This is a genomic window from Caballeronia sp. LjRoot34, from assembly GCF_964253815.1.
Classification (GTDB): domain Bacteria; phylum Pseudomonadota; class Gammaproteobacteria; order Burkholderiales; family Burkholderiaceae; genus Caballeronia.
Genome location: NZ_CAXUSB020000001.1, coordinates 1,239,054 through 1,262,100 on the forward strand (window position 1 = coordinate 1,239,054; position 23,047 = coordinate 1,262,100).

Below are 23,047 nucleotides of genomic sequence, written 5' to 3' on the forward strand. Positions count from 1 at the left end.
GAGAACGGCCTTTGCTATCCTGTCGTTTCACCTCGCGACACGTCCGTGGCCTTGGCCGTTCGAGCTGTTGCCTTTCATGCCCAATTAGCAGGATCCATGCTCGAACTTTTCTATTCGAATCGCCATGAAACGCTGTCGCAGGCGCTGCTCGACGACGTCGCCGCGTTCGCGCTGAATGGCGGCGATCCATTCGCCAGCCAGACGATCATCGTGCCGAGCGCGGCGGTGCGCCGTCGGCTCGAACTGGACATGGCTGCCCGCTTTGGCATTTGTGCAAACGTGGACCTGTGTTATCTCGCGCAGTGGTTGTGGGCGAGGATCGGGGACGTATTGCCGGTTCCCGAGCATTCGCCGTTTGCGCCCGACCGGCTGGTATGGCGTTGTTTCCGGCTGCTTGGCGCAATGACGGATGCGGCTCCAGAGAGCTCGTCGCGATTGCACGCCTACCTCGACGCCGCCGACGACTCCATGCGCTATGAACTCGCGCGCCGTATCGCGACCGTGCTCGATCACTATCTGACGTATCGGCCGGAATGGCTGCTGCACTGGCAGGCCGGCGGGTCGATCCTGGCGTCGGCCGGCGGGGCAATCGACGCAAACGGTCCGCGCCTGCCGAACGCCACAGAAATTCAGCGCGAGGACGAGCGCTGGCAGGCCGCGCTATGGCGCGCGCTGCTCGCGGACCTCGCACAGAACGCCGACGCTCACGATCCCACGCCGCCCGCGTACCGGTTCCTGACTGAATCGCCGAAACTCGATCTCGACGCCGTGATGAAGGCCGAGTGGCCGGAGCGCGTGAGCGTGTTCGCGTTGCCGACCATGCCGCCGTTGCATATCGCGTTGCTGCGCGAATTGTCACGATGGATCGATGTACGTATCTATGCCATTGACCCGTGCCGCGAGTTCTGGTTCGACATCGTGAGCGAAGCGCGGGTGGAACAGCTCGAACTGGCGGGGAAGCTGGACTTCCAGGAGGTGGGTCATCCGCTGCTCGCCGAATGGGGCCGCCAGACGCAGGCGCAATTGCACATGCTGCGCGAGCTGACGGAGAGCGCGGCGTCGCGGGAAGCCAGCCATTTCGAGGAGAATCCCGCGCCGACATGGCTCGCTCATGTGCAGAACGCGATCCTCAATTTGAACGAAGTTTCCGAGCTCGGCGAAGCGCTTGAACCCGGTATCGAAATTCATGTGTGCCATAGCTTGTCGCGGCAGCTTGAAGTGTTGCACGACCGTTTGCTTGGCTGGTTCGAGGAAGTGGACGGGCTGCAGCCGTCGGACGTGCTCGTGGCGTTTCCGGATCTCGCGGCGGCGGGTCCGCTCATCGACGGGGTGTTCGGCACTGCGCCCGCTGGCGTGGCCGGTGAGCGCCGGCGGATTCCGTATCGGATTACGGGTTTGCCGCCTTCGCAGGCGAACCCGGTCGCGCGCGTATTGCTCGACTGGCTGGCGTTGCCTGAACGCAGTGTGGGCGCGCCCGAGTTGATCGAATGGTTGCGGGTCGACGCGGTCGCGGCGCGTTATGGCATAGATGCCGTCGCGCTGGAAACCGCGCAGACGTGGCTTGCGGCGGCCGGTGCGCGGCGCGGGCTCACGCCGTCAGTCGTCACTGCCGCGGATGTGCCTCCTGCCCGTCACACCTTCTCCGATGCCCTCACGCGGCTCTTTCTCGGCTACGCGCTGCCCGACGGCGGCGCGCCTGTCGACGAATGGCTGCCGGTTGGCGGCGCGCAAGGGTCGGATGCGGAATTGCTCGGCCGATTGACGCGGTTTATCGACGATATTGACGCGTTCGGCGAACGTATAGCCACCGCGCGTACGCCGCAGGCCTGGACGCAATTGTTGCTCGACGCGCTCACGCAGTTCTTCGACGCCGGCCTGCCATTCGCGGACTCAATCGCCGACGTTCGCTCGACGCTCGACTCGCTGATGCTTTCCATGAGCGAAGGCGCTGTCGACACTGAAATTGCTGCCGACGTGCTGCGAACGGCGCTCACCGACGCACTCGACGACGCCGCGCGTGGCGGTGTCCCATGGGGCGGCGTGACGTTTTCGTCGCTGACGAGCTTGCGCGGGTTGCCGTATCGCGTGGTCTGCCTGCTCGGCATGGACGATGGCATGTTGCCAAGCCTCGCGCGCGCCGACGAATTCGACCTGATGGCGAGTTTCGGCAAGCTCGGTGACCGGCAACGCCGTGACGACGAACGCAATCTGTTCCTCGACTTGCTGTTGTCGGCGCGGGACCGTTTGATGATCGCGTACACGGGACGCAGCATTCGCGACAACGCCTCGTTGCCGCCTGCCGCGCTGATCGACGAATTGCTCGACTATCTGGCGAAAACGGTGGCGGGCGAGGGTGCATCGCCGAAAGAACTCGAGAGCGCGCGCAGCCGTTTCGTATTCGAGCATCCGTTGCAGCCGTTCGCGCCCGAGTATTTCAGCGCGCCGTTGTTCACCTACGAGCCGGAGCGTGCGGAACTGGCGCAGACGCTCGCGCTCGGCAGGATTGAACCGTCGATGAAATTCTTTAGCGGGCCGTTACCGGCGGAAGAGGTGGAGCCCGTTGCATTCGATGATTTCGAGCGTTTCTGGCGTCATCCGGCGCGCGCTATCTTGCGTGATCGGCTCGGCATCTCGCTCTTCGACGCTGAGACCGAACTCGGTGATACCGAACCGTTCGAGCTCGAATATCCGGGCCGCGCGGCATTGGCCGATCGAGTGCTGCCCGCGCTGCTCGCACTCACCGACGACAATGAAGTTCGCGGGCTTGATCGTGCGCGGCGGGTCGCGCGTGCGAGTCCTGAAATGCCAGGCGGCGCGACGGGCGGTGTGTGGCAATCGCGGGAAATTGGCGCATTGCATTCGCTTGCCAATCGGGTGCGGGTCGCGACGGGGGAAGGCGCGGCGCGCTTGCCGTTCACGCTGGATATCGAGCCACGTTGGCCGGATGCCGAGTTGTTCGGCCGCCACGACGCTACATTGCAAGCCGACGCTTTGCAGCCGCTGCAGCTTCACGGCACTTTGAATTTGCTCACCGACGAAGGCCAGATCATTTATCGATACGACGTGCCGCGCGCTCGCGACTACCTTTCTGCATGGCTTGCGCATCTTGCGTACTGCGCCGCGTTGCCCGATGGCCCGCGACGCACGGTATGGCACGGGCGCGGCGCGCAATCGAGCGGCTTTGAACTGACGCCCGTCGACGATCCTCATGCACACCTGGCAACACTCGCTGCGTTGTATCGTGCCGGGCGGCGGTTGCCGCTGCGGTTTTTTCCGAAAAGCGCGTGGACATGGGTCAAGGAAAGCGAGTCCAAGGCGCAGGGCGTGTGGGTGTCGGACAGGACGCGTGGCGAGTCTGACGATCCCGCGTTGCGCATCGCGTTTCGCGGCGCTGAACTGAGACTCGATGAAACCTTTGCCACATTGGCCAGGATCGTCTTCGAGCCGTTGATCCAGCACATGCGGAGCGACGCATGACGCGTATCGAAACAACCACCACACTAACGGCCGACATGGCTGATGAACTCGACGTCTTCGAATGTTCGCTCGATGGCGTGAGCCAGATTGAAGCATCGGCGGGAACGGGGAAGACGTGGAACATCTGCGCGTTGTACGTTCGCCTTCTGCTGGAAAAGAAGCTCGCCGCTGACGCAATCCTCGTCGTCACCTTCACGAAAGCGGCCACGGCTGAACTGCATGAGCGTATCCGCTCGCGGCTCGTCCAGATCGCGCACGCGATGGAAACCGGTGACACCGCGGACGACGCATTTCTTGAGCGCCTGTTCGAGACCACGCTTGAACGCGTTGATCCCGACGAAGCGCTCAAGCGCATCAGGATTGCCCTGCATACTTTCGATCAGGCCGCCATCCACACGATCCACGCGTTCTGCCAGCGCGCGTTGCAAGAGGCGCCGTTCGCTGCAACCATGCCGTTCGCGTTCGAACTGGAAGCCGATGACAGCGCGTTGCGCTTCGAGATGGCAGCGGACTTCTGGCGTGAACGGGTCGAGCCGGCGGCGGCGCGGGATTCATCGTTCGCCGCGTGGCTCGTGAGCAAACGCGCTGGACCGGCATCGCTTGATGCACAGCTTTCGCGCCGGCTGAAAAAACCGCTTGCCACGTTGCGCTGGGGGGAGTCGGAGCTCGCCCACCGAGAGGACGCGCAAGCGTTATTCGATACGGCGTGCGCGGTGTGGCATGCCGAACGCGACACCATCGTGCAGTTGCTGATCGACGCCGAAGCGAAGCTCAGCAAGACCACGCACAAGCGCACGCTGATCGACGCGGCGATTGCCGCGTGGTCCGACTATTTCGCCGACAACGATTGTCACGCCGCGCCGCCGAAAGAAGCGCTGAAGCTCACGGCGAGCGCGTTGAAGAAAGGCACGAAGGTGAAGAACGAGCCACCCTCGCATGTTTTCTTCGATCACGCCGAGACGCTTGCCGCTGCGGCGGCTGCCGCGGAAGCGGCGCAGCGCGCGGCATGGCTTGGCATTGTGCGCGAGTGGCTCGACTACGCGCCGCTGGAACTGGCGGTGCGCAAGCGGACGAGGCGCGTGGTGTCGTTCGACGACCTGCTGTCCAACCTGTATCAGGCGCTCGACGCCAATCCGTGGCTCGCCGATGCACTTCGGGCACGTTATCCGGCTGCCTTGATCGATGAGTTCCAGGACACGGACCCGCTGCAGTTTGCCATCTTCAACAGCATCTTCGCACCACAAGGGCCATTGTTTCTGGTCGGTGATCCGAAGCAGGCCATCTACAGTTTTCGTGCCGCCGACCTGCATACGTATTTGACGGCGCGCAAGCGGGCATCGGCAAGATACACGCTTGCGGTCAATCAGCGCTCGACTGCGCCGATCATCGACGCCTGCAACCGCATTTTCAGCGCAAATCCGGCGGCGTTCATCCTCGATGGATTGACTTACCAGCCGGTGCGCGCGGGCACGCGCGAGCGCAAGCCGTTCAATGACAACACAGCATCGGCCGCGTATTCCGATACCGCTGATTTCTGCGTGTGGATGTTGCCGCAAGGCGATTCGGCGCTGTCGAAAACGAACGCCAACCGCCAGGCGGCGGAGGCTTGCGCCGCGGAGATCGTGCGGTTGTTGCGCGGCGCTCAAAACGGCGAAGTAACGATCGGCGACAAGCCTCTGTCGCCCGGGCAGATTGCGGTGCTTGTGCAGACACATCGGCAGGGCAGTCTCGTCAAGCGGGTGCTCGCAAGCTGGGGCGTGGGCAGCGTGGAACTGGCGCAGGCATCGGTATTCGGTACGTTCGATGCTGAGCAGATCGAACGATTGCTTGCCGCCATCGATACGCCCGGCGACTTGCGCCGCTTGCGTGCGGCGCTTGCAACGGACTGGCTCGGGCTCGACGCCGCCGCGTTGTGGAGCATGGAGCACAGCGAAGCGGTGGAAGAATCCGCAGCGACCGATGCCATGAGTTGGGTCGAACGTTTCTCGCGTTACCGGATGCTATGGCACGAGCGCGGTTTTGCGGTGATGTGGCGTACGCTCGCACGTGAGCTGCTGATCGCGCAGCGTCTTGTCGTCGGTCCGGACGGCGAGCGCCGCCTGACCAACGTCAATCATCTGGCCGAGTTGATCCAGGCGCGTGGCGCCGTTCAACCTGGCATTGCGCCCACGCTGCGCTGGCTAGCCGCGCAGCGTGCAGAGCAGGGCGGAGGAGAAGACGCGCAGTTGCGGCTTGAGTCCGATCGCAATCTCGTGCAGATCGTCACGGTGCACAAATCGAAGGGCCTGGAATATGCGGTCGTGTTCTGTCCGTTCCTGAACGACGGCGCGTTGCGCGACCCGCCGTCCACAGGACTGCCCGATGCCCGCGAATACCACGACGACGGAGCAGCCATACTGCACTACGGCTACACCGACGAAGAGGGTGAACGCGCGTCCGGACTCGCCACGCGCGAGCAGGCCGCCGAACGCGCGCGGCTCGTGTACGTTGCGCTCACGCGCGCGGTGTACCGGTGTTATCTGGTCGGAGGCGTGTATCTGATCGGCAAATCAGCGAAGGAATCGCGGCGCAGTGTGCTGAACTGGCTGGTCGCAGGCGCGGGCCGCGAGTTCAGCGACTGGCTCGCTGAACCACCCGAAGAAGACGACGTGATCGGAAGCTGGCAAGCGCTTGCAACGGGCTCCATCTCCGTCGAACCCTTGCCTGTGATCGACGTGCGTGAACCGCTCGTTGTGAAACGCGACGCGGGTTTCACGCCGCAGCCGCGAACCAGTCGTCGCGTGTTGCGCGATAGTTGGCGGACCGCCAGCTTCAGTTCCATGATCGCTGCCGGCGCACGGGAGGAATCGAATCAGGCGCAGCCCACCGACGAACGTCCTGACCACGACGGGCGTATCGACGCAATAGCGGCGCTTACACTGGCGACGCCGATTGAAACGCCGTTGCCTCCGATCCAACTCGATACCGACGATATCCTCTTATTCCCGCGCGGCCCGTCGGCGGGTGAGTGCCTGCACCGGATGTACGAGCTCGCTGATTTCACGGACTTAGCCACATGGCCCGAAGCGATCGAGCGCGCGTTACATGAACATCCCATTCCTGTTTCTGCGTCCGACAGTCTGGCTTCCAACCTGCCCGAGATGATGGCGCGTCTTCTCGCCGATACAGTTGCAACAGAACTCGTACCCGGCATGCGCCTCGATACCATCGCCACCAAGCGGCGCATGAATGAACTCGAGTTCCTGTTCCCGGCGGAATCGCTGGATTTCACGGCGTTGCGGCGCGTGCTCGTCGCGCATGGCTTCCCGGATGTCGCGCTGGAAGCCGGAACCTTGCGCGGCTTCGTCAAGGGGTTTATCGACTTGATCGTCGAGCATGAAGGGCGTTTCTGGATCGTCGACTGGAAGTCGAATCATCTTGGGCTGACGCCCGCCGATTACGACGAGCAATCTCTCGACGCCGCAATGGCCTCGCATGCCTATCACTTGCAGGCGCTCTTTTACACGGTTGCGCTGCATCGGTATCTGCATTTGCGGCTGCGCGACTACGCGTTTGAGCGGCACATTGGCGGTTATCTGTATTTGTTCGTGCGCGGCGTACGACCCGATTGGCGCGATGGTGACAAGCCGGCGGGGGTGCATGTGGGCAAGCCATCACTGGAACTGATCGAGGCGATCGATCGACTGATGCAAGGAGTTGCCGCATGAACGCGCCCGACCTGACTCTTGTTTCCGACGACAGCATTGCGCTCGCTGATGGATTCGCGCGCCGGATAGGCGGGTTATCGAAGCGCCTTCAGGGAAAAGTCGACAACGTCCGCTGGGCCCAGCGCGCGGCGTTTGCAGTAAGCCGCGCGACGACCCAAGGGCACGTGTGTATCGCGCTCGATGCACTCGCGCAGCGGTACGGTGAAACTGCCGGTACGGTACACGCCGCGTTGCTGGCAAGCGGCGTGGCGTGCGATGGCCATGAAGCTGCCGCAGACCTGCTGCCGCTTGTCATCGATTCAAGCCGGCGTATCTATCTCGCGCGGTATTTCGACTACGAACGGCGGCTCGCGCGGGCGCTGGTCGAACGTGCCCAGGTGTCTGCCGATGCGCCGGATCCGGCTGAATTGAAAGCGCGCGTAGGGCGCTATTTCGCGGAGTCAAAGAACGACGATGACAACATCGACTGGCAACGCGTGGCTGCGCTCGTTGCGTTGTCAGGGCGTCTCACCATCGTGAGCGGTGGTCCGGGAACGGGCAAGACAACGACGGTTGTCGGCGTGCTTGCTTGCCTGCTCGACGAAAATCCGGCTTTGCGCATCGCGCTCGCGGCGCCCACGGGCAAGGCGGCGCAGCGCATGCAGGAGGCACTGGTTGAACGCGCCAATGTGTTGCCGCCGGAGCTGGCCGCGCGTTTGCCGCGTACGTCGTTCACGCTGCAGCGTCTGCTCGGCACGCAGGCGAATGGGCGCTTCCGGCATCATCGCGACAATCCGCTGCCATTCGATGTGATCGTGATCGACGAGGCGTCGATGATCGACGTCGCGCTGGCCGCTCATCTTCTCGAAGCGGTCGCACCCGGTGCGCGCCTCGTGATGCTTGGCGACAAGGATCAACTTGCCGCCGTGGAAGCGGGCGCTGTGTTCGCTGAATTGAGCGCGCGGCCGGTTTTCAGCGATGCAGGCGCGGCGCGGATTGCTGCAGCGCTGTCGATGCCGGCCGCGCAGTTCATCGCCGCGTTGCCGAGCGACCAAGAGGGCGACGTTGATGATCAGGCCGCGCTGCTTGAAACCGAACCCATGTGGGTCGACGAACCTGGTTACCTGATCCCGGACGACGATTACAACGTATCGGCCGGCCTGCCCGAAGTCGACTGGCATCCGGCGGCGCCTGTTGCAGTCGATCAAACCGCGACAAGTCCGTTGACCGATTGCGTCGTGTGGTTGCAGCGTAATTATCGGTTCGGCCTGGATTCTGATATTGGTAGGTTGTCGGTCGCCATCCGTCGCGGTTCCATTGACGACGCGCTTGCCGCCTTGACGCTCAGTAGCCAGGACAACCCAACGAAAGCGGCGCTGCTTATCGACGATACGGGGCCTCATTTATCCGAGCGCACGCTGGCGCGCCTGAACGCCGGTTTCGAACCGTACGCGCGAATGCTCGCCGAAACGCTCGAAGCGGGAACCGGGGCAGCACCGCTTTTTGATGCGCTCAACCGCTTTCGCATTCTTGCCGCCACGCGTCACGGGCCGCGTGGTGTCGATGAAATCAACGCGCGTGTATCAGCGTGGGTTAGGGCGGCTGCATCGGTCACGCTGGGCGCGGGCGCTCAATGGTTCGCGGGGCGGCCGGTGATCGTGACGCGCAACGACTACGCGCTGGGCGTGTTCAACGGCGATATCGGCATTGCGCTGCCAGCGGCCAGCGGCGCTATGCAGGTTTGCTTCCGGATGGCCGACGGCACGTTACGGATGCTCTCTCCCGCCGCATTGCCGCCCCACGACACGGCATTTGCACTGACGGTCCACAAATCGCAGGGCTCAGAATTCGATCACGCCGCGCTGGTGTTGCCGAGTGCGTTTGGCCGCATGTTGTCGCGGGAACTGGTTTATACGGCGATCACGCGGGCGCGTAGCCGCATAGACGTGATCGGCTCGACGGACGTCTTCGCGCAGGCCGTCCGGACACCTACGCGGCGTGACTCGGGTCTGGCCGCGCGCATTGCGGAGGCGGCATCGTGAATCATACGATCGAGTATGTGATCCAGCCGAACGAGATCGAGCTGAGCGCCGTGCGCGCACAGGGAGCGGGCGGCCAGAACGTCAACAAGGTGTCGAGTGCGATTCACCTGCGTTTCGACATCCAGGCGTCGTCGCTTCCGGAAACGATCAAGATGCGCCTGCTTGCGTTACGCGACAGTCGTATTACGCGTGACGGGGTGATCATCATCAAGTCGCAGGAACACCGCACGCAGGACATGAATCGTGCAGCGGCGCTTGCGCGGCTCGACGAGATGATCCAGCGCGTCAGCGTGACACGCCGCACGCGCGTGGCGACGAAACCTACGCGGGCGTCGCAGTTGCGAAGGGTGGATGGAAAAGTGCGGCGAGGCGCGGTGAAGGCAACGCGCGGACGCGTAGTGGGGGAGTGAGGCGCACCAGCCAGTCTCAAGTCCATCTCGAATCTCGTCTCGAAGCCCATCTCGCACGGTGATCCGCTTCGAGCCCGCAGCCAACGATTGATGATCCCCTTCGCCGGGTTCGTCCCGATCCGCGCGACGAGATCCATACCGGCTAACAACCCATCTGCGCCGCCTCATGAATGTCGGTTCCGGCCACCCGCAATCACGCACGGCCGGAACTCAAACACTTCCGCGCCGCCGCTCAGCCACATGGGGCGCCAAGTCCGGCCACCCGCATCACGTGCGGCCGGAACACTGACGTTTACAACAACCCAGCAAGCAGCGAGACCGCCGCCCGCTTCCCCCTCAATGCGGAATCATCCACGTCAGCACATTTTGCTGCAGCCAGACCAGCACGCCGAGCAGCACCGTCAGCAGGATGGAGTGCTTGAACGTCTTCGCGAAAACCACGCCTTCCTTGCCTTTCAGTTCCGTGGTGGCTACACCTGTCGAGATGTTCTGCGGCGAAATCATCTTCCCCATCACGCCGCCCGATGAATTCGTGGCGGCCATCAGGATGGGATTGAGATTGAGCTGCCGTGCCGCGACCACCTGCAGATTGCCGAACAGCGCATTACCCGATGTATCGCTGCCGGACAGAAAGACTGCCACCCAGCCGAGGAACGCCGACACCAGCGGGAAGAATGCTCCCACCGACGCCACCCCGAGGCCCAGCGTGTAGTTCATTCCGGAGTAGTTCATCAGGTACGCGAGCCCGACGATTGTCGCAACCGTCAGAATGGCGATGCGCGTCTGCACCCAGGTATCCACGATTGACGCACCGAACTCGCTCGCCGGCAGCCGTACGATCAGGGCGGTAATGATCGATGCCACGAGTATTGCGGTGCCCGTCGCGAGCGGCTGAAAGTCCCAGATCGCGCCGTAAGGCTGGTTATAGAGCGTAATGAAGACGGCGTTGTGGAGTCCGGGCCACGGCACCTTGACATCGCCGATCAGGAAGATCTTTGCGATTGTCCACACGATCACCACCACCGACACCACGATCCACGGCACCCAGCCCTGCCCGCCAGAAAGCTTGCCGCGGACCTGCGCCGCCCGATCGACGTTGACGGCGAAGCGCTCGTCCGGGGCAGGTTTCCAGACGCGCAGGAACGCAATCGTGAGGATCAGCGAAACCATCGACGCGAGCACGTCAGTGAGCGAATAACTGATGTAGTTCGCCGTGACGAATTGCGTGAGCGAGAACGTCCCGCCGGCCACCAGCAGCACCGGCCAGATCTTGAGCATGTTCCGAAAGCCCGCGTACACGCCGATCACATAGAACGGCAGCAGCAGCGCGAAGAACGGCAACTGGCGGCCGACCATCTTGGCGAGCAAGTCGGGGGAGAGATGGGTCACCGCGCCGAGCACGGTGATTGGCACGCCGAGCGCGCCGAACGCGACCGGCGCCGTGTTGAAGATCAGTGTGAAGGTGAGCGCTTCGAGCGTCGGAAAGCCGAGCAGGATCAGCAGCGAACTCGTAATGGCGATCGGCGTGCCGAACCCGGAGATGCCTTCCAGCAGCGCGCCGAAGGAGAAGCCGATCACGACCAGCACGATGCGCCGGTCGTTCGGGAGGTTATCGATCATCCATATCCGGAACGCTTCGAAACGGCCCGAACGCTGCGCGATGTTATAGAGCAGGATCGCGGTGAAGACGATCCACATGACCGGCCAGACGGCGAACACGGCGCCTGCCGCGACGGAATCAATCGCCAGGCCAACGGGGAAGTGCCATACCGCGATGGCGACCACTATGCCAACAATCAATCCGGCGAGCGACGCTTGCCAGGCAGGCCGGCGTGCCCAACCGAGCAGGGCCAGCACGACTGCGATAGGCAGCACGGCGACGAGAAAGGACAAGCCGAGTGAGCCGCCGACGGGCGTCAGAATCTGGTGAAACATATCGTCTCCTGTTTTTTATTCTGCTGGACGCGCGGCGTTCTCCGGTCATGGCGACCGGTACTAACACCCCCGTGAGCTCGGTCGCGTTGCAATAAACGCGCCGCCGCTCGACGCACCGTTGCAACTAAGCGCTTGCCTAATGCGTCTGGACTAAGGATAGAGCGAGGATGGCGCGCGTCAAGGACGGATTAACCATACCTTCGGGGTTGTATCGAAGCTTTAGGGCGTGGTGGGTTCGTGTGTCTTTGACGCGTCGGTCCCGGGCGAGTCGTGTGAAACCCGGCGCAACAGCCAGATGGAGATCACGCCAAGACAGGCGGCAAGCCAGAGCAGAACCAGCGCGAAGACCAGCATGATGAGGATTCCTGTAGCGATAGCGCCCGGGGTGGCGTAGCTATCAGGAACGTCAGCGAAAATCGTGCCATATCACACCGATTGCCGTGGAACCGTCCCGGACGCGCTATTTACGCGACCGGACAGCGCGAACAATCAGGGCACACAAAGTCGAACCGCGCTATTGCAGCGCGGTTCGCGTGAAAGCGTTACATCGAACGAGTAAGGCTCGCCCGGGCGGAAAAGCAGAGGGCGAAGCGCTCAGTGACGACGCTCAGTGACGATAATAATGTCCGCGCCCGCCGCCACCGTACCAGCCGAAGCCGACCGACAGCGATGGTCCATACCCGTACGCGGGATAACCGTAGCCCCCGTAATAAGCCGGATAGGGCGCGTAGACCGGATAGCTCGGGTAATAAGCGGGATACGGCGCATAGGCGACAGGCGGCGCAGCAACGTACTGCGGTGTTGTTGACGCATACGCGGAGGGGGGCGGGTTGTCGTTGCCTTGATAGCCCTGCGCATATCCGGTGCCGGGCGCCCCTGCAGGAGCGACAGGAATCTCTTGTTGCGCTTGTGCTGTGCTGACGACCGGGGTGCCCGGATAGGGTGGATACGCCGGGTAATAACCATACGAACCATACGGCACGTAGTAACAAGCGCTCAAGCTCAAAGCGCCCAAGAGGGCGGATAGTGCGAGCTTTGGGCTCATGATGCGACTCCTCGTTGCGTCGAAACGCGACCGCTCGAATGAACGGGATGTCAGGAGCCTAGCGCATCGCCGAAACACGGGAAAGCACGGGGCGTTACCCAATGTTTCGATCTGTTTCACTGGACGGGATGGCGGGCGCACCCACTTAAATTGGGTTGTACCCGGCCGCTGTATTGTCAAAGTGAGGCGACCGGGCAAAGCGTGCCGGATGAAACATCATCTGGCACGCTGACATCACGCTGGCGTTCAACCTACTTGCCGACCTGGTTACCGATCAGGCCGCCCGCGGCCGCGCCACCCACTGTCGATAACGCACTGCCGCCAAGCGCTGCTCCAGCCACGCCGCCGACACCTGCGCCGACAGCCGTATCGCGTTGACGGGTGCTCATTTGATCGCATGCAGACAGGCCGCCGAGAAGTGCGGCAATCAGAGTCGCAGCGCCAATCTGTTTGATCTTGTCCATTTCAACTCTCCAAAAACGATGAATCACGAAGGTTTAACGGGTTGCTGTCAAACGGGTTGCTGTCAAACCGGCGAGGCTCTTGTCGTACATGCGGTGCATGCCGCGCATGATTTGCGCTGAGCGGGTGAGCCTCACTGTCCACGTCCAACCCGGCGGCGAAAAGACAGTTCCTGCCGGTTCCTTCAATGAAGAAGCAGAAACGGTGCCCGACCGTCGTATTCAGCAGACAAGTACGGGATTGAGCGTCCTCCAAAGCAAAACGGCCTGTCGCATGTGACATGCGACAGGCCGTTTCTATTTTCACCGGGTCATCGTGCTTTACGGGCGACCGGCGTGGCCATTGCTTGCTCGTTCTTACGTGCGCTGGTAAATCTCAGCGCCCTTTTTCACGAACTCGATCGCCTTCGTTTCCATGCCTTGCTTCAGCGCCTCGATATCCGATACCCCTTGCTTCGCCGCATATTCACGGACGTCCTGGGTGATCTTCATCGAACAGAAATGCGGGCCGCACATCGAGCAGAAATGCGCGACTTTGGCTGAGTCCTTCGGCAGGGTTTCGTCGTGGAATTCACGCGCCTTGTCCGGATCGAGTCCGAGATTGAACTGGTCGTCCCAGCGGAATTCGAAGCGCGCCTTGGAGAGCGCGTTGTCCCGCACCTGAGCACCCGGATGACCTTTCGCCAGATCGGCGGCGTGCGCGGCGAGCTTGTACGTGATGATGCCGGTCTTCACGTCGTCCTTGTTCGGCAGGCCCAGATGTTCCTTCGGCGTGACGTAGCAGAGCATGGCCGTGCCGAACCAGCCGATCATCGCGGCGCCAATGCCCGACGTGATGTGGTCGTAGCCCGGCGCGATATCTGTTGTGAGCGGCCCAAGCGTGTAGAACGGTGCTTCGTCGCACCAGTCGAGTTGCAGGTCCATGTTCTCCTTGATGAGCTGCATCGGCACATGGCCCGGACCTTCGATCATCACCTGCACGTCATGTTTCCACGCAATCTGCGTCAGCTCGCCGAGCGTCTTCAGTTCGCCGAGCTGGGCTTCGTCGTTGGCGTCGTAGATTGAGCCGGGACGCAGGCCGTCGCCGAGCGAAAAGCTCACGTCGTAGGCCTTCATGATTTCGCAGATGTCTTCGAAGTGCTCGTACAGGAAGCTTTCCTTGTGATGCGCCAGACACCATTTCGCCATGATCGACCCGCCGCGCGAGACAATGCCCGTCATGCGGTTCGCGGTCATCGGCACGTAGCGCAACAACACGCCGGCGTGGATCGTGAAGTAATCCACACCCTGTTCGGCCTGTTCGATCAGCGTGTCGCGGAAGATTTCCCAGGTCAGGTCTTCGGCCTTGCCGTTGACCTTTTCGAGCGCCTGATAAATCGGCACCGTGCCAATTGGCACCGGGCTGTTGCGGATGATCCATTCGCGCGTTTCATGAATATGCTTGCCGGTCGAGAGATCCATGACCGTGTCGCCGCCCCAGCGGATGGCCCAGGTCATCTTGTCGACTTCTTCGCCAATTGACGACGTCACCGCCGAATTGCCGATGTTCGCGTTGATCTTCACCAGGAAGTTGCGCCCGATGATCATCGGCTCGCTTTCCGGGTGGTTGATATTCGCCGGGATGATCGCGCGGCCGCGGGCGACTTCCTCGCGCACGAACTCGGCCGTGATTTCCTTGGGCGCGTTCGCACCGAAGGCCTGGGCGCCGAACGCCTGGCCGGGATGCTGGCGGCCCATCATCGTGGCGAGCTTTTCGCCGTTCGGGCCGCTCGTGCGCAGCGATTCCAGATATTCAGCGCGGCGCTGGTTCTCGCGGATCGCGATGTATTCCATCTCGGGCGTGATGATGCCTTGGCGCGCGTAGTGCATCTGCGAGACGTTCTTGCCCGGCACAGCGCGGCGCGGCGTGCGATGCAAGCCTTTGAAACGCAGGTCGGCAGTCGCCGGATCGGCGGCGCGCTCACGGCCGAAGTTGCTTGAGAGACCACCGAGCGACTCCGTATCGCCGCGCTCTTCAATCCAGCCCTGGCGCACGGCCGGCAGACCCGATCGGATATCGATCTTGGCTTCCGGGTCCGAATACGGGCCGGAGCAATCGTAGACATAGACCGGCGGATTTTTTTCGCTGCCGAAACTTTCGTTGGTGTCCGATTGTGTGATTTCGCGCATCGGCACGCGGATGTCGGGACGTGAGCCCGTCACGTAGATCTTGCGTGAATTGGGCAGCGGCGCGATGGCGGCAGCGTCGACGACGGCGTCGTCGGACAGGAATTTCGGATTGGCATTCATGCGGCTCTCCTGTGTCGACCGGAATTAGCGTGTCGACCGGGGTGGGCGCGTCGACCAGAGTGGGCGCTTTGGCGCTTGCTCTGGTCCCATGGCGCTTACTCCGATCCCATGCGCTTACTCCGGTCCCATGCAGATGGTTGCTGTGGGGACGGATGTTTTCCAGCCGGTCCGCGAAAAAACGCCAAACGCGCGAAATTGCACGAATGGCATCAATTGGCACGAGAACCGGCTGAGTCAAACGCTAGCTACGGGAGACCGAAGAAAAGCAGAGAAGAAGGCGGGCGGACTTGGCAGGGAACGCGAGGAAGAGATAGACCCAAAAGACCCCAGCGCTGCGAAATCCGAACGCTTCCCTGCGCTGGCATTATCCAGATCAGGTTCAAAGGGTATTTCTCACCCGCGACACACGGACAATCCAGTGACAGATTGCGATGTGCAGCGCAGGACCCCCGCGTTAGCAGTCGCAACAATACACCTCGCCGTAGCGTGTTGGCAACCATCTGTAACACTCCCGCGTGCGTGTGCATGGCTTACTGCATAATGGCGACCACCGTGTTTTCCCGGATGCGGTCCGATATTTTTCACGAAACGGTCCGGCAAACTCGCGGCGGCTCCTGCCGGCTTTTTGAGCCGTTATCGAGCTTCGGCACGTTGTTGCCCGACCCCTTTTCCTGCTTCCGACATGTTGTCCTGCCTTGCCCGTTTTGCCGCGACGCTCAAGCGGCATGCGCGCCGCTCTTTGTTTCCCCCGGTCCCGGGTGAAACGAAACCGGCGGTTGTAGGCCTGCCCGTTTGGCCGGCTGACGTTGCAATCATCTTCGTCGCGGAGTAACGGATGTCCACACCGTTGCCGCCCGCGCGGTCGTCTGATTCCGATTCTTCAGCTTCGCCGTTTGTGCCGCCGGCACAACCTCCGCAGTCGCAGCCCTCGGCCGACGTGTTGCCGTTTCCGCACGCAGCAGCCGACGCGCCATCGCCATCACCATCGGCGGACGTCCTGCCAGGCGTGACGAGTCCGCAACCCTTGGCCGATACCCCTGCGCGTCGCCTGTTCAATCTTCCCGGCCATTTCCCGTTCCGCCTTCCCGCGACGCGCGGCGGCCGCGTGGCGCTTGCCCTTTGCGTCGTGTACCTCGTATGGGGTTCGACCTACATGGCGGTGCATTTGTCGCTGGAAGCGTTCCCGCCGCTGATGCTGTCCGGGTTGCGCAACCTGTTCGCCGGCATCGGTTTGTTCATCTTTGCTGCGCGTCGGGACCCGGTCTGGCCGACTTTCGCCGAAGTGCGAAACGCCGCGGCGGTCGGAACGTTGCTTGTGGGTTTGTCGAGCGGAATGCTCGCGTTCGGTATGCGCACGGTCGAGACCGGCACTGCCGCGGTCATGGTGGCGACCGTGCCGTTGTTCGCCACGGTCATCGCCGCGATTGCAGGCCGCAAAGTGGCGAAGGGTGAGTGGGTCGCCGTCGGGCTTGGGCTGGTCGGGATTGCGTTGCTGAATCACGGCGATCCGTCGTCGGGTTCAACCGCCGGCAGTCTTGCGATCCTGTGCGGCGCAGTTTTCTGGGCAGGCGGCTCGTTTCTCGCGGGGCGTCTGAAGCTGCCGTCCGACCTGCTGGTATCGACTGCACTGCAGATCGGCCTTGGCGGGGCGATGGCGACGATCGTTGCGTGGGTGTCGGGCGAACGTATCGTGAGCATGGGGTTCACGCCGTTTTTGGCTTATCTCTACCTGATGCTCGTCGGTTCGATGGCCGCGTATGTTGCGTATGCGTACCTGATTCGCCACACGAGTCCGATTATCGCGAGCAGCTGCATGTACGTGAATCCCGTGGTGGCCGTGGTGATAGGTGCGCTGTTTCTCGGCGAAGTGATCACGAAGTGGACCGTGATGGCAACCCTCATCATTCTGGCGAGCGTGGGTTTGTCGTTCTGGTTCGATTACAAGAGGCGTGGGCTGGTTTGACGGCGGGCGTGACGGCTGACAGTTCAAAAACGGCTGACCGTTTCGGAGAATTCCGGAGAAACGGTCAGCTTTTTTTATGGGGCGACTGGATAGTCGGGAAAAGACAGAACCCCGGGCTTGTGCTCGCTCGACGGCGTGAAACCCGGTTTCCACGCTGCCAACTGCCGGACAGCGCCACGACTATGTCAGATAAAACCGTCTGCCGTCGCATGGTTTTCGTGGGCAACCGGGCGAGAAACAGCCATAAATTGACATCGATCGATGCGGGAAAGTCTCGGCAAATTAATTCATAGAGCATTGACAGCATTGGCTTCGCCCCATTTATTGCCCAACTTCGCCTCGAGAAAAAGCATAAAACTCTAATTATAGTAAAGCACAAAACTCGAGTTATAGTGCGACACAAAACTCTGGATATAATACGACACAAAACTCTAATTATGGTCTGAAGTCCCGGAGCGAACCGCGTGGCTGCACCCAACGAAAAACTAGCCTCTTCCCTGTCAATCCTCAAAGCGCTGCAAGACAGGGGCCTTTCCGTATTCCAGATCAGTGCGCATCCCGAGCTCACCCGCACACACCGTGAGCGGCTCCAGAATGCCGGCTTCCTCAAGCTCGTCATTCAAGGCTGGTATCAGTCGAACAATCCGGAAGACGCGGAGGGCGACTCGACGCATTGGTACGCGAACATGGAAACCTTCGTGGCCGCGTATGCCCACTCCAGGTTTGCAGACCAATGGCAGGTGAGCCCCGAACTTTCGCTCCTCAAGCATAGTGGCCACACGAGTATCGAAAAGCAGATCCTGCTTTACTCGCCGCTGGCGACCAACCAGCCTCAAGCATTGCCTCACGGCTGTTCCATGTTTCTCTATCGGACGAAGCCTGACATGCTGGTGGACGGCCGGGCGCCGAACGCGAGTGGACTCATGTTGATTCCTGTGCCTGAAGCGCTGATTCGGGCAAGTCCGAGCTTTTTCCACGCGCACGAGCTTGCCGCACAGATCGTCACGCATCAGGTCGATATCAGTACGCTCACCGCCCGATTGCTCGAAGGTGGCCATAGCGTCGTTGCCGGCCGTATGGCGGGAGCGTTGCGGGCCGTAGGCCGTGATCAGGACGCCGACCAGCTCCTCGATACGATGAAAGCGGCCGCCTATGTGGTGGTCGAAGATAACCCGTTCGAGCGGCCGCTGGCCCATATTGGCGGCCGGATGAACGAGTCACCTTATGTGCAGCGCATCCAGGCCATGTGGTCGGGCATGCGGGACATGGTGATCGATCGTTTCCGCGATATTCCGCGCTCGCAGAACCCCGACAGCGAAGCGCTCCTGCACGACATAGAGGCAAGGTACGTCGCGGACGCGTATCACTCGCTGTCTATCGAAGGGTATCGGGTCAGCACCGACCTGATCGCGAAGGTTCGCAATGGTGACTGGAGCCCCCTGACCAACAATAAAGACCGGCTGACGCGCGATGCCATGGCGGCCAAAGGTTACGCGGAGACCCATGCCCGGGTCCGCTCCCTGATCGGCCGCGTAGTGGCTCAAGCTGACGATCCTTCTACCACCCTCAAGCGAGATTTTTCACAGTGGTACGTGACGCTGTTTTCGCCGAGCGTGACCGCGGGTATCTTGAAGGCGAGCGATCTGGCCGGGTATCGAAACAACAACGTGTTCATTCGAAATGCGTTGCATGTACCGCTCGCGCCTGAAGCGGTACGGGATTGCATGCCGGCGCTCTTCGACCTGCTGCAGGCAGAAGAGCACCCCGGCGTGCGAGCAGTCTTGGGTCATTTCATCTTCGTGTTTATCCACCCCTACATGGACGGCAATGGCCGCCTCAGCCGCTTTCTCATGAACTACCTGCTGACCACGGGCGGCTACCTTTGGACCATCGTGACCGTTCAGTCCCGTAGCGCGTATCTGGCGGCGCTCGAACAGGCCAGCACGTACCGGAACATCAAGCCTTTCGCCGATCTGATTGGCGGTCTTATCGAATCGCAGGCGGCCGAACCGATCGAGCGCATCACGCAGCGCCCCGAGGCGGGAAGCTGGACCGCCTTACCGCCTGCTTCTGACTGATGCGCGTTCGTGGGTCTTTAGCCAAGACACAAAAAAAAGAACCTCCGCTAAGGGAGGTTCTTTTTGATCGTCGGTTTGATTGGATCCCACGACCCGTTCCGTTGTAGGCGCGTGGTCACGAACCCTGGAAGCCGATGAAGGCAGCAGTCGGCAAATTGCTAGCGGCCGCTAATGCACTAACCGCCAACTATCTGTCGCCAGCTTCCTTACTTACTCCGCGTTGTGCTTATCGGCCGAATTCGTGATGGCGTTGCCGCCCTTCGAAAGGTCCTGGCCGGCGCCGGCCACTGTATTGCAAGCTGCAAGTGCGGCAGTTCCAACGATCAACAGCAAAGCGATAAGTCGAGTCATGAGCAATTCCCCTTGAGTTTGATGCGGGTCCGCTGGCCGTGCGGCCATGAGAGCGTGCCCGATGTTCGAATCCTGGCTACCGGTATCCGGCAGCAAAAGCGCCTGCAAAAGCAGTTGCCAGACACATTGCGGCCTTGGCGACGACCGATCCTTGAAACAGTTTTGCCGGGCTTGAACAAGCAACGAAACCCAGGGCGACTACTGCTTTGATCGACCATGCCGGTCTGAAGAATCATAAAAAACTGCGCGTTCGCAAGCTGTAGGCGCGGATGTTTTTATCGTGTAGGAGCGGTCTGTAACTTGTGTCGGCGCCGTCCTACAAGCGTAGTGCGAGCGCCAGGTAAAGAGCCAACAGGCGGTGGACCCTTAAGCATCGAAGTTACGCACGCGGGGCATGGTGACGCGGATATCAGTGCCACGCGGCTGGCGTCGTTCGATCTCGATACGGCCGCCGCGCGCGCTGACCCGCTGGCGCATGCCCAGCAGTCCATGCGTATGCGTGCGCTGCAGGTCCTGTGGGCGGATGCCGACGCCGTCATCGGCGATATGCATCGACACCCGCTCGTCATCCAGCGCCAGCGCAATCGACACGCTCGACGCGCGCGCGTATTTGGCCGCGTTCGTCAGCGATTCCTGCGCGACCCGGAACAACGCGATTTCGACTTCTTCGCCGAGCTTGATGTCGTCGTCGGGGAGCGCGAGTTCGAGCGTCCAGCCGGTGCGTTGCGCGGTTTCATCGGCGAGGGTGCGCAACGCCGTGACCAGCCCGAAATTGGCAAGAACGGTTGGCCGCATGTCTTCGATAATCCGCCGCTTCAGCGCAATCCCCTGATCAAGGTTCGCAAGCGCACGGCCAAGTTTCTCCGCCATCGCGGGCTCGGCGCCCTTGAGCTTGTTGTTGACCCACGCCACATCCATCTTGCTGGCCGTCAGGATCGAACCGAGTTCATCGTGCAGTTCGCGGGCAAGCTGGGTCTTCTCGTTTTCACTCACCGATTGCAAATGCCACGCGAGCGCTTCAAGTTGCCGCGTGCGGTCGAACACGAGCTGGTCGAGCTCCTCTTGCTGCGTAATCAGCTTTTGCTGCACACGATCCTGCTTGTCCAGCTGGATACCGAGATTGCGAAACAACAGCAGGAACAACACGATATTCAACGCGCACAACGCGCCCACGCAGAACGTGGAAATGCGTTGGTCGGCGCGGCTCGCATCGAGCGCGGACTGCGCCCGGCGTTCTTCATTCACACGCAGCAGGGCGAGCGCGCTGTCGAGGATATCGGTACTCGATGCAGCGTCTGAACCGGAGCGAGCGGCTAGTCCCGCATTGATCCGGGCATCGAGGATCGCGCTGACTTGCCTGAAACTGGCGAGCGCGGTGTCGTCCGCTTTTTGGCGATAGTACGCATCCAGCGACGCAACCGTTTGTTTGATCCTCGCCGCCGCTGCGTCGTAGTGGGCGGTGTAGGTGTTGCCGGGCGCCAGGCGGAACGCGCGTTCATCGGCAGTCAGCGACGCGATGTCCGCCGCCAGCGCGGTCAACTGCGTGGTGGCGCCTTTCGCGTCGAGCGCGGTCTCGTATTCCGCGGCAATGCGCATGCGGCCCGATTCGAGTATCACGAGGCCGCCAACGGTAATCACAATGGCGACGGTCATTGCGACGGCCCAGCTCCAGCGGCGCATCCAGCCGTTCAGACGCGCGCTGAACCGGGTTGCGCGCCGCGTGACGCCTGCTACCGGATTCGCCGCGCCGCCTTCGTGCAAAGAGGAAGTCATAGGGAGTCGCCGGGTTTTCTGTCCGGCCAGTGTAACTTTTCACGCCGCGGCGGGCTGATCGAATTATGTTTGGCTAGCGCTTGATCGGTGGCAGGCCAGAAGTGAATTGAAAGCGTTTGTCGGTGATGTCCTACACGAAAAACGGCGTGCATCCAGATGGCAGCCCATAACCGCGTCGCTAACATCCTGTTACTAGTCCAACTTTATTGGGGATCCGATCATGTTGAAGTGGGCATTGTTTTTCGCCATTGTCGCCATCGTCGCGGGCTTGCTGGGCTTCACCGGCGTGGCAGCGGGCGCGGCCAGCATCGCGAAGTTCCTGTTCGTGCTGTTCCTGATCTTGTGCGTGGTATTCCTCGTGCTCGGTTTTATCGTGACGAAGAAAATAGTCGATTAGCGGCTGTAGCCATCGGTACTTGAATCTCGCATGCTTCGAGCGGCTTTATCTGAACCCTGTTCGACGGGTGGCCGACTTCACGCTGTATGGCAATCGTCCACCCGAGTCGTCCTGAAAGCCGGATTCGATGCCCGATCCGAGGCCCATAAGAACCCAACGAGATAGAAGGTTGCCATGCTCCATTACGCGGTTTTTTTTTCATCATCGCGATTATCGCGGCTGTGTTCGGCTTTACCGGGATTGCAGCAGGGGCTGCGGAGATCGCGAAGATCCTGTTCTACATCTTTCTCGTGGTTTTCGTTGTTACGTTGCTGCTGGGCGTGTTTCGAACGTGATGTCGCGAGCAGGCACGCGGTATGCGTTCCACAACAAAAGTGACTGAGCAAGAGTGACCGAGGACGGCGGTCCGGGTCTATATCCGGCGAGGCTGCCGTCACGAACCTGTCGAACCTGTTCAACCGCCGAACAAAAGATCCATTCTCTTTCTGGAGCACATCAATGTCGAAATCGTCTGCTGTAAAAGCTGCCCCGGCACAATCGAAGGAACCCGGCCGGAAATCCGATCCGTTTGTACTGGACATGGAAAAAATCCGCGCCAGCGCGCGCCAGCACATGGACGATGGCTCGGTCACGTCGACGTATGGCGCAGACAAGGAAGCCGTGCTGAAACTGCTGAACGATTCACTTGCAACCGAGATCGTCTGCACGCTGCGCTACAAACGCCACTATTTCATGGCGAAGGGCATCCATTCGGAAGCTGTCGCGTCGGAATTCGCGCAGCACGCGACCGAAGAGCAGGAACATGCCGACACCATCGCCGAGCGCATCGTCCAGTTGGGCGGCGAGCCGAATTTCGCACCCGACAGTCTCGCGTCACGCTCGCATTCCGAGTACAAGGAAGGCAGCAATCTGATCGACATGATTCGCGAGAACCTGATAGCGGAACGCATTGCGATCGATACATATAGTGAAATCGTTCGCTACCTCGGCGAAAAGGATGTCACCACGCGCCGGATCTTCGAAACGATCCTGGCGGTCGAGGAAGAGCACGCCGACGACATGGCCGACCTGCTCGACGGCCTCGACGGCTGACCCGAACCGCGCATTTAGCGGTAAAAAGAATGCTGAAGAAGCCCCGGG

The 23,047-nt window shown here is 61.4% G+C and carries 15 protein-coding genes, 1 pseudogene and 1 riboswitch; of the genes and pseudogenes, 9 read left to right on the forward strand and 7 right to left on the reverse strand.

The annotated features are described in order from the left end of the window. Positions 1-96 precede the first annotated feature (96 nt). The 4 genes from recC to arfB are packed head-to-tail and all read left to right on the forward strand — an operon-like array spanning position 97 to position 9,615. Positions 97-3,477, forward strand: a complete 3,381-nt coding sequence (gene recC, locus ACSQ36_RS05450) for an exodeoxyribonuclease V subunit gamma (RefSeq protein WP_436181158.1) — start codon at positions 97-99, stop codon at positions 3,475-3,477. Continuing rightward, positions 3,474-7,184 carry an exodeoxyribonuclease V subunit beta gene (gene recB / locus ACSQ36_RS05455; protein WP_436181159.1) on the forward strand — a complete coding sequence of 1,237 codons (3,711 nt, stop codon included), beginning with the start codon at positions 3,474-3,476 and terminating at the stop codon, positions 7,182-7,184. Before recC ends, recB begins: the two co-directional genes overlap by 4 nt. Continuing rightward, a complete protein-coding gene (locus ACSQ36_RS05460) occupies positions 7,181-9,205 on the forward strand; it encodes an AAA family ATPase (RefSeq protein ID WP_436181160.1) in 2,025 nt (674 codons plus the stop codon). Before recB ends, ACSQ36_RS05460 begins: the two co-directional genes overlap by 4 nt. Then, a complete protein-coding gene (gene arfB / locus ACSQ36_RS05465) occupies positions 9,202-9,615 on the forward strand; it encodes an alternative ribosome rescue aminoacyl-tRNA hydrolase ArfB (RefSeq protein ID WP_436181161.1) in 414 nt (137 codons plus the stop codon). The genes ACSQ36_RS05460 and arfB overlap by 4 nt, the downstream gene beginning before the upstream one ends. Before the next feature lie 336 nt (positions 9,616-9,951). Here arfB and ACSQ36_RS05470 read toward each other — a convergent pair whose 3' ends face one another. The 5 genes from ACSQ36_RS05470 to thiC form a co-directional block, all read right to left on the reverse strand. Further along, positions 9,952-11,550, reverse strand: coding sequence for an L-lactate permease (locus tag ACSQ36_RS05470; RefSeq protein ID WP_436181162.1), 1,599 nt, complete (start codon positions 11,548-11,550; stop codon positions 9,952-9,954). 219 nt (positions 11,551-11,769) lie between these two features. Beyond that, complete coding sequence (locus ACSQ36_RS05475) at positions 11,770-11,904, reverse strand: hypothetical protein (RefSeq protein ID WP_436181163.1); 135 nt, start codon at positions 11,902-11,904, stop codon at positions 11,770-11,772. Between the two features lie 253 nt (positions 11,905-12,157). Further along, positions 12,158-12,595, reverse strand: a complete 438-nt coding sequence (locus ACSQ36_RS05480; protein WP_436181164.1) for a hypothetical protein — start codon at positions 12,593-12,595, stop codon at positions 12,158-12,160. 251 nt (positions 12,596-12,846) lie between these two features. Next, entirely contained in the window at positions 12,847-13,059 is a 213-nt protein-coding gene (locus tag ACSQ36_RS05485; protein ID WP_213763406.1) for a glycine zipper 2TM domain-containing protein, read from the reverse strand. Between the two features lie 354 nt (positions 13,060-13,413). Beyond that, positions 13,414-15,345, reverse strand: a complete 1,932-nt coding sequence (gene thiC / locus ACSQ36_RS05490) for a phosphomethylpyrimidine synthase ThiC (protein WP_436181165.1) — start codon at positions 15,343-15,345, stop codon at positions 13,414-13,416. Positions 15,346-15,677: 332 nt separating this feature from the next. Then, positions 15,678-15,806, reverse strand: a riboswitch (TPP riboswitch). A 374-nt stretch (positions 15,807-16,180) separates the two neighbouring features. Between thiC and ACSQ36_RS05495 the strand changes: the two genes are divergently transcribed. Then, positions 16,181-17,308, forward strand: a complete 1,128-nt coding sequence (locus ACSQ36_RS05495; protein ID WP_436181166.1) for an EamA family transporter — start codon at positions 16,181-16,183, stop codon at positions 17,306-17,308. Between the two features lie 464 nt (positions 17,309-17,772). Next, the gene (locus tag ACSQ36_RS05500; RefSeq protein WP_436181167.1) at positions 17,773-19,386 is read left to right on the forward strand and encodes a Fic family protein; all 1,614 of its coding nucleotides are present in this window, start codon (positions 17,773-17,775) and stop codon (positions 19,384-19,386) included. Between the two features lie 210 nt (positions 19,387-19,596). On the opposite strand, the gene ACSQ36_RS05505 is transcribed toward ACSQ36_RS05500, so the two are convergent. Both ACSQ36_RS05505 and ACSQ36_RS05510 read right to left on the reverse strand, forming a co-directional pair. After that, entirely contained in the window at positions 19,597-19,737 is a 141-nt protein-coding gene (locus ACSQ36_RS05505) for an entericidin A/B family lipoprotein (RefSeq protein ID WP_097265959.1), read from the reverse strand. Positions 19,738-20,103: 366 nt separating this feature from the next. After that, complete coding sequence (locus tag ACSQ36_RS05510) at positions 20,104-21,510, reverse strand: sensor histidine kinase (RefSeq protein ID WP_436181168.1); 1,407 nt, start codon at positions 21,508-21,510, stop codon at positions 20,104-20,106. A 220-nt stretch (positions 21,511-21,730) separates the two neighbouring features. Between ACSQ36_RS05510 and ACSQ36_RS05515 the strand changes: the two genes are divergently transcribed. From ACSQ36_RS05515 to ACSQ36_RS05525, 3 genes and pseudogenes are all read left to right on the forward strand, one after another. Beyond that, positions 21,731-21,907, forward strand: a complete 177-nt coding sequence (locus ACSQ36_RS05515; RefSeq protein ID WP_031363849.1) for a DUF1328 domain-containing protein — start codon at positions 21,731-21,733, stop codon at positions 21,905-21,907. 174 nt (positions 21,908-22,081) lie between these two features. Then, a pseudogene (locus tag ACSQ36_RS05520) lies at positions 22,082-22,242 on the forward strand (DUF1328 family protein). A gap of 163 nt (positions 22,243-22,405) precedes the next feature. Beyond that, positions 22,406-22,999, forward strand: a complete 594-nt coding sequence (locus ACSQ36_RS05525; protein ID WP_213763397.1) for a ferritin-like domain-containing protein — start codon at positions 22,406-22,408, stop codon at positions 22,997-22,999. Positions 23,000-23,047: the final 48 nt, after the last annotated feature.

Coding starts and splice junctions, on each gene's coding strand:
- recC (WP_436181158.1), top strand. CDS start 97: ATGCTCGAACTTTTCTATTCGAATCGCCATGAAACGCTGTCGCAGGCG.
- recB (WP_436181159.1), top strand. CDS start 3,474: ATGACGCGTATCGAAACAACCACCACACTAACGGCCGACATGGCTGAT.
- ACSQ36_RS05460 (WP_436181160.1), top strand. CDS start 7,181: ATGAACGCGCCCGACCTGACTCTTGTTTCCGACGACAGCATTGCGCTC.
- ACSQ36_RS05470 (WP_436181162.1), bottom strand. CDS start 11,550: ATGTTTCACCAGATTCTGACGCCCGTCGGCGGCTCACTCGGCTTGTCC.
- ACSQ36_RS05475 (WP_436181163.1), bottom strand. CDS start 11,904: ATGCTGGTCTTCGCGCTGGTTCTGCTCTGGCTTGCCGCCTGTCTTGGC.
- ACSQ36_RS05480 (WP_436181164.1), bottom strand. CDS start 12,595: ATGAGCCCAAAGCTCGCACTATCCGCCCTCTTGGGCGCTTTGAGCTTG.
- ACSQ36_RS05485 (WP_213763406.1), bottom strand. CDS start 13,059: ATGGACAAGATCAAACAGATTGGCGCTGCGACTCTGATTGCCGCACTT.
- thiC (WP_436181165.1), bottom strand. CDS start 15,345: ATGAATGCCAATCCGAAATTCCTGTCCGACGACGCCGTCGTCGACGCT.
- ACSQ36_RS05495 (WP_436181166.1), top strand. CDS start 16,181: ATGTCCACACCGTTGCCGCCCGCGCGGTCGTCTGATTCCGATTCTTCA.
- ACSQ36_RS05505 (WP_097265959.1), bottom strand. CDS start 19,737: ATGACTCGACTTATCGCTTTGCTGTTGATCGTTGGAACTGCCGCACTT.
- ACSQ36_RS05510 (WP_436181168.1), bottom strand. CDS start 21,510: ATGACTTCCTCTTTGCACGAAGGCGGCGCGGCGAATCCGGTAGCAGGC.
- ACSQ36_RS05515 (WP_031363849.1), top strand. CDS start 21,731: ATGTTGAAGTGGGCATTGTTTTTCGCCATTGTCGCCATCGTCGCGGGC.
- ACSQ36_RS05525 (WP_213763397.1), top strand. CDS start 22,406: ATGTCGAAATCGTCTGCTGTAAAAGCTGCCCCGGCACAATCGAAGGAA.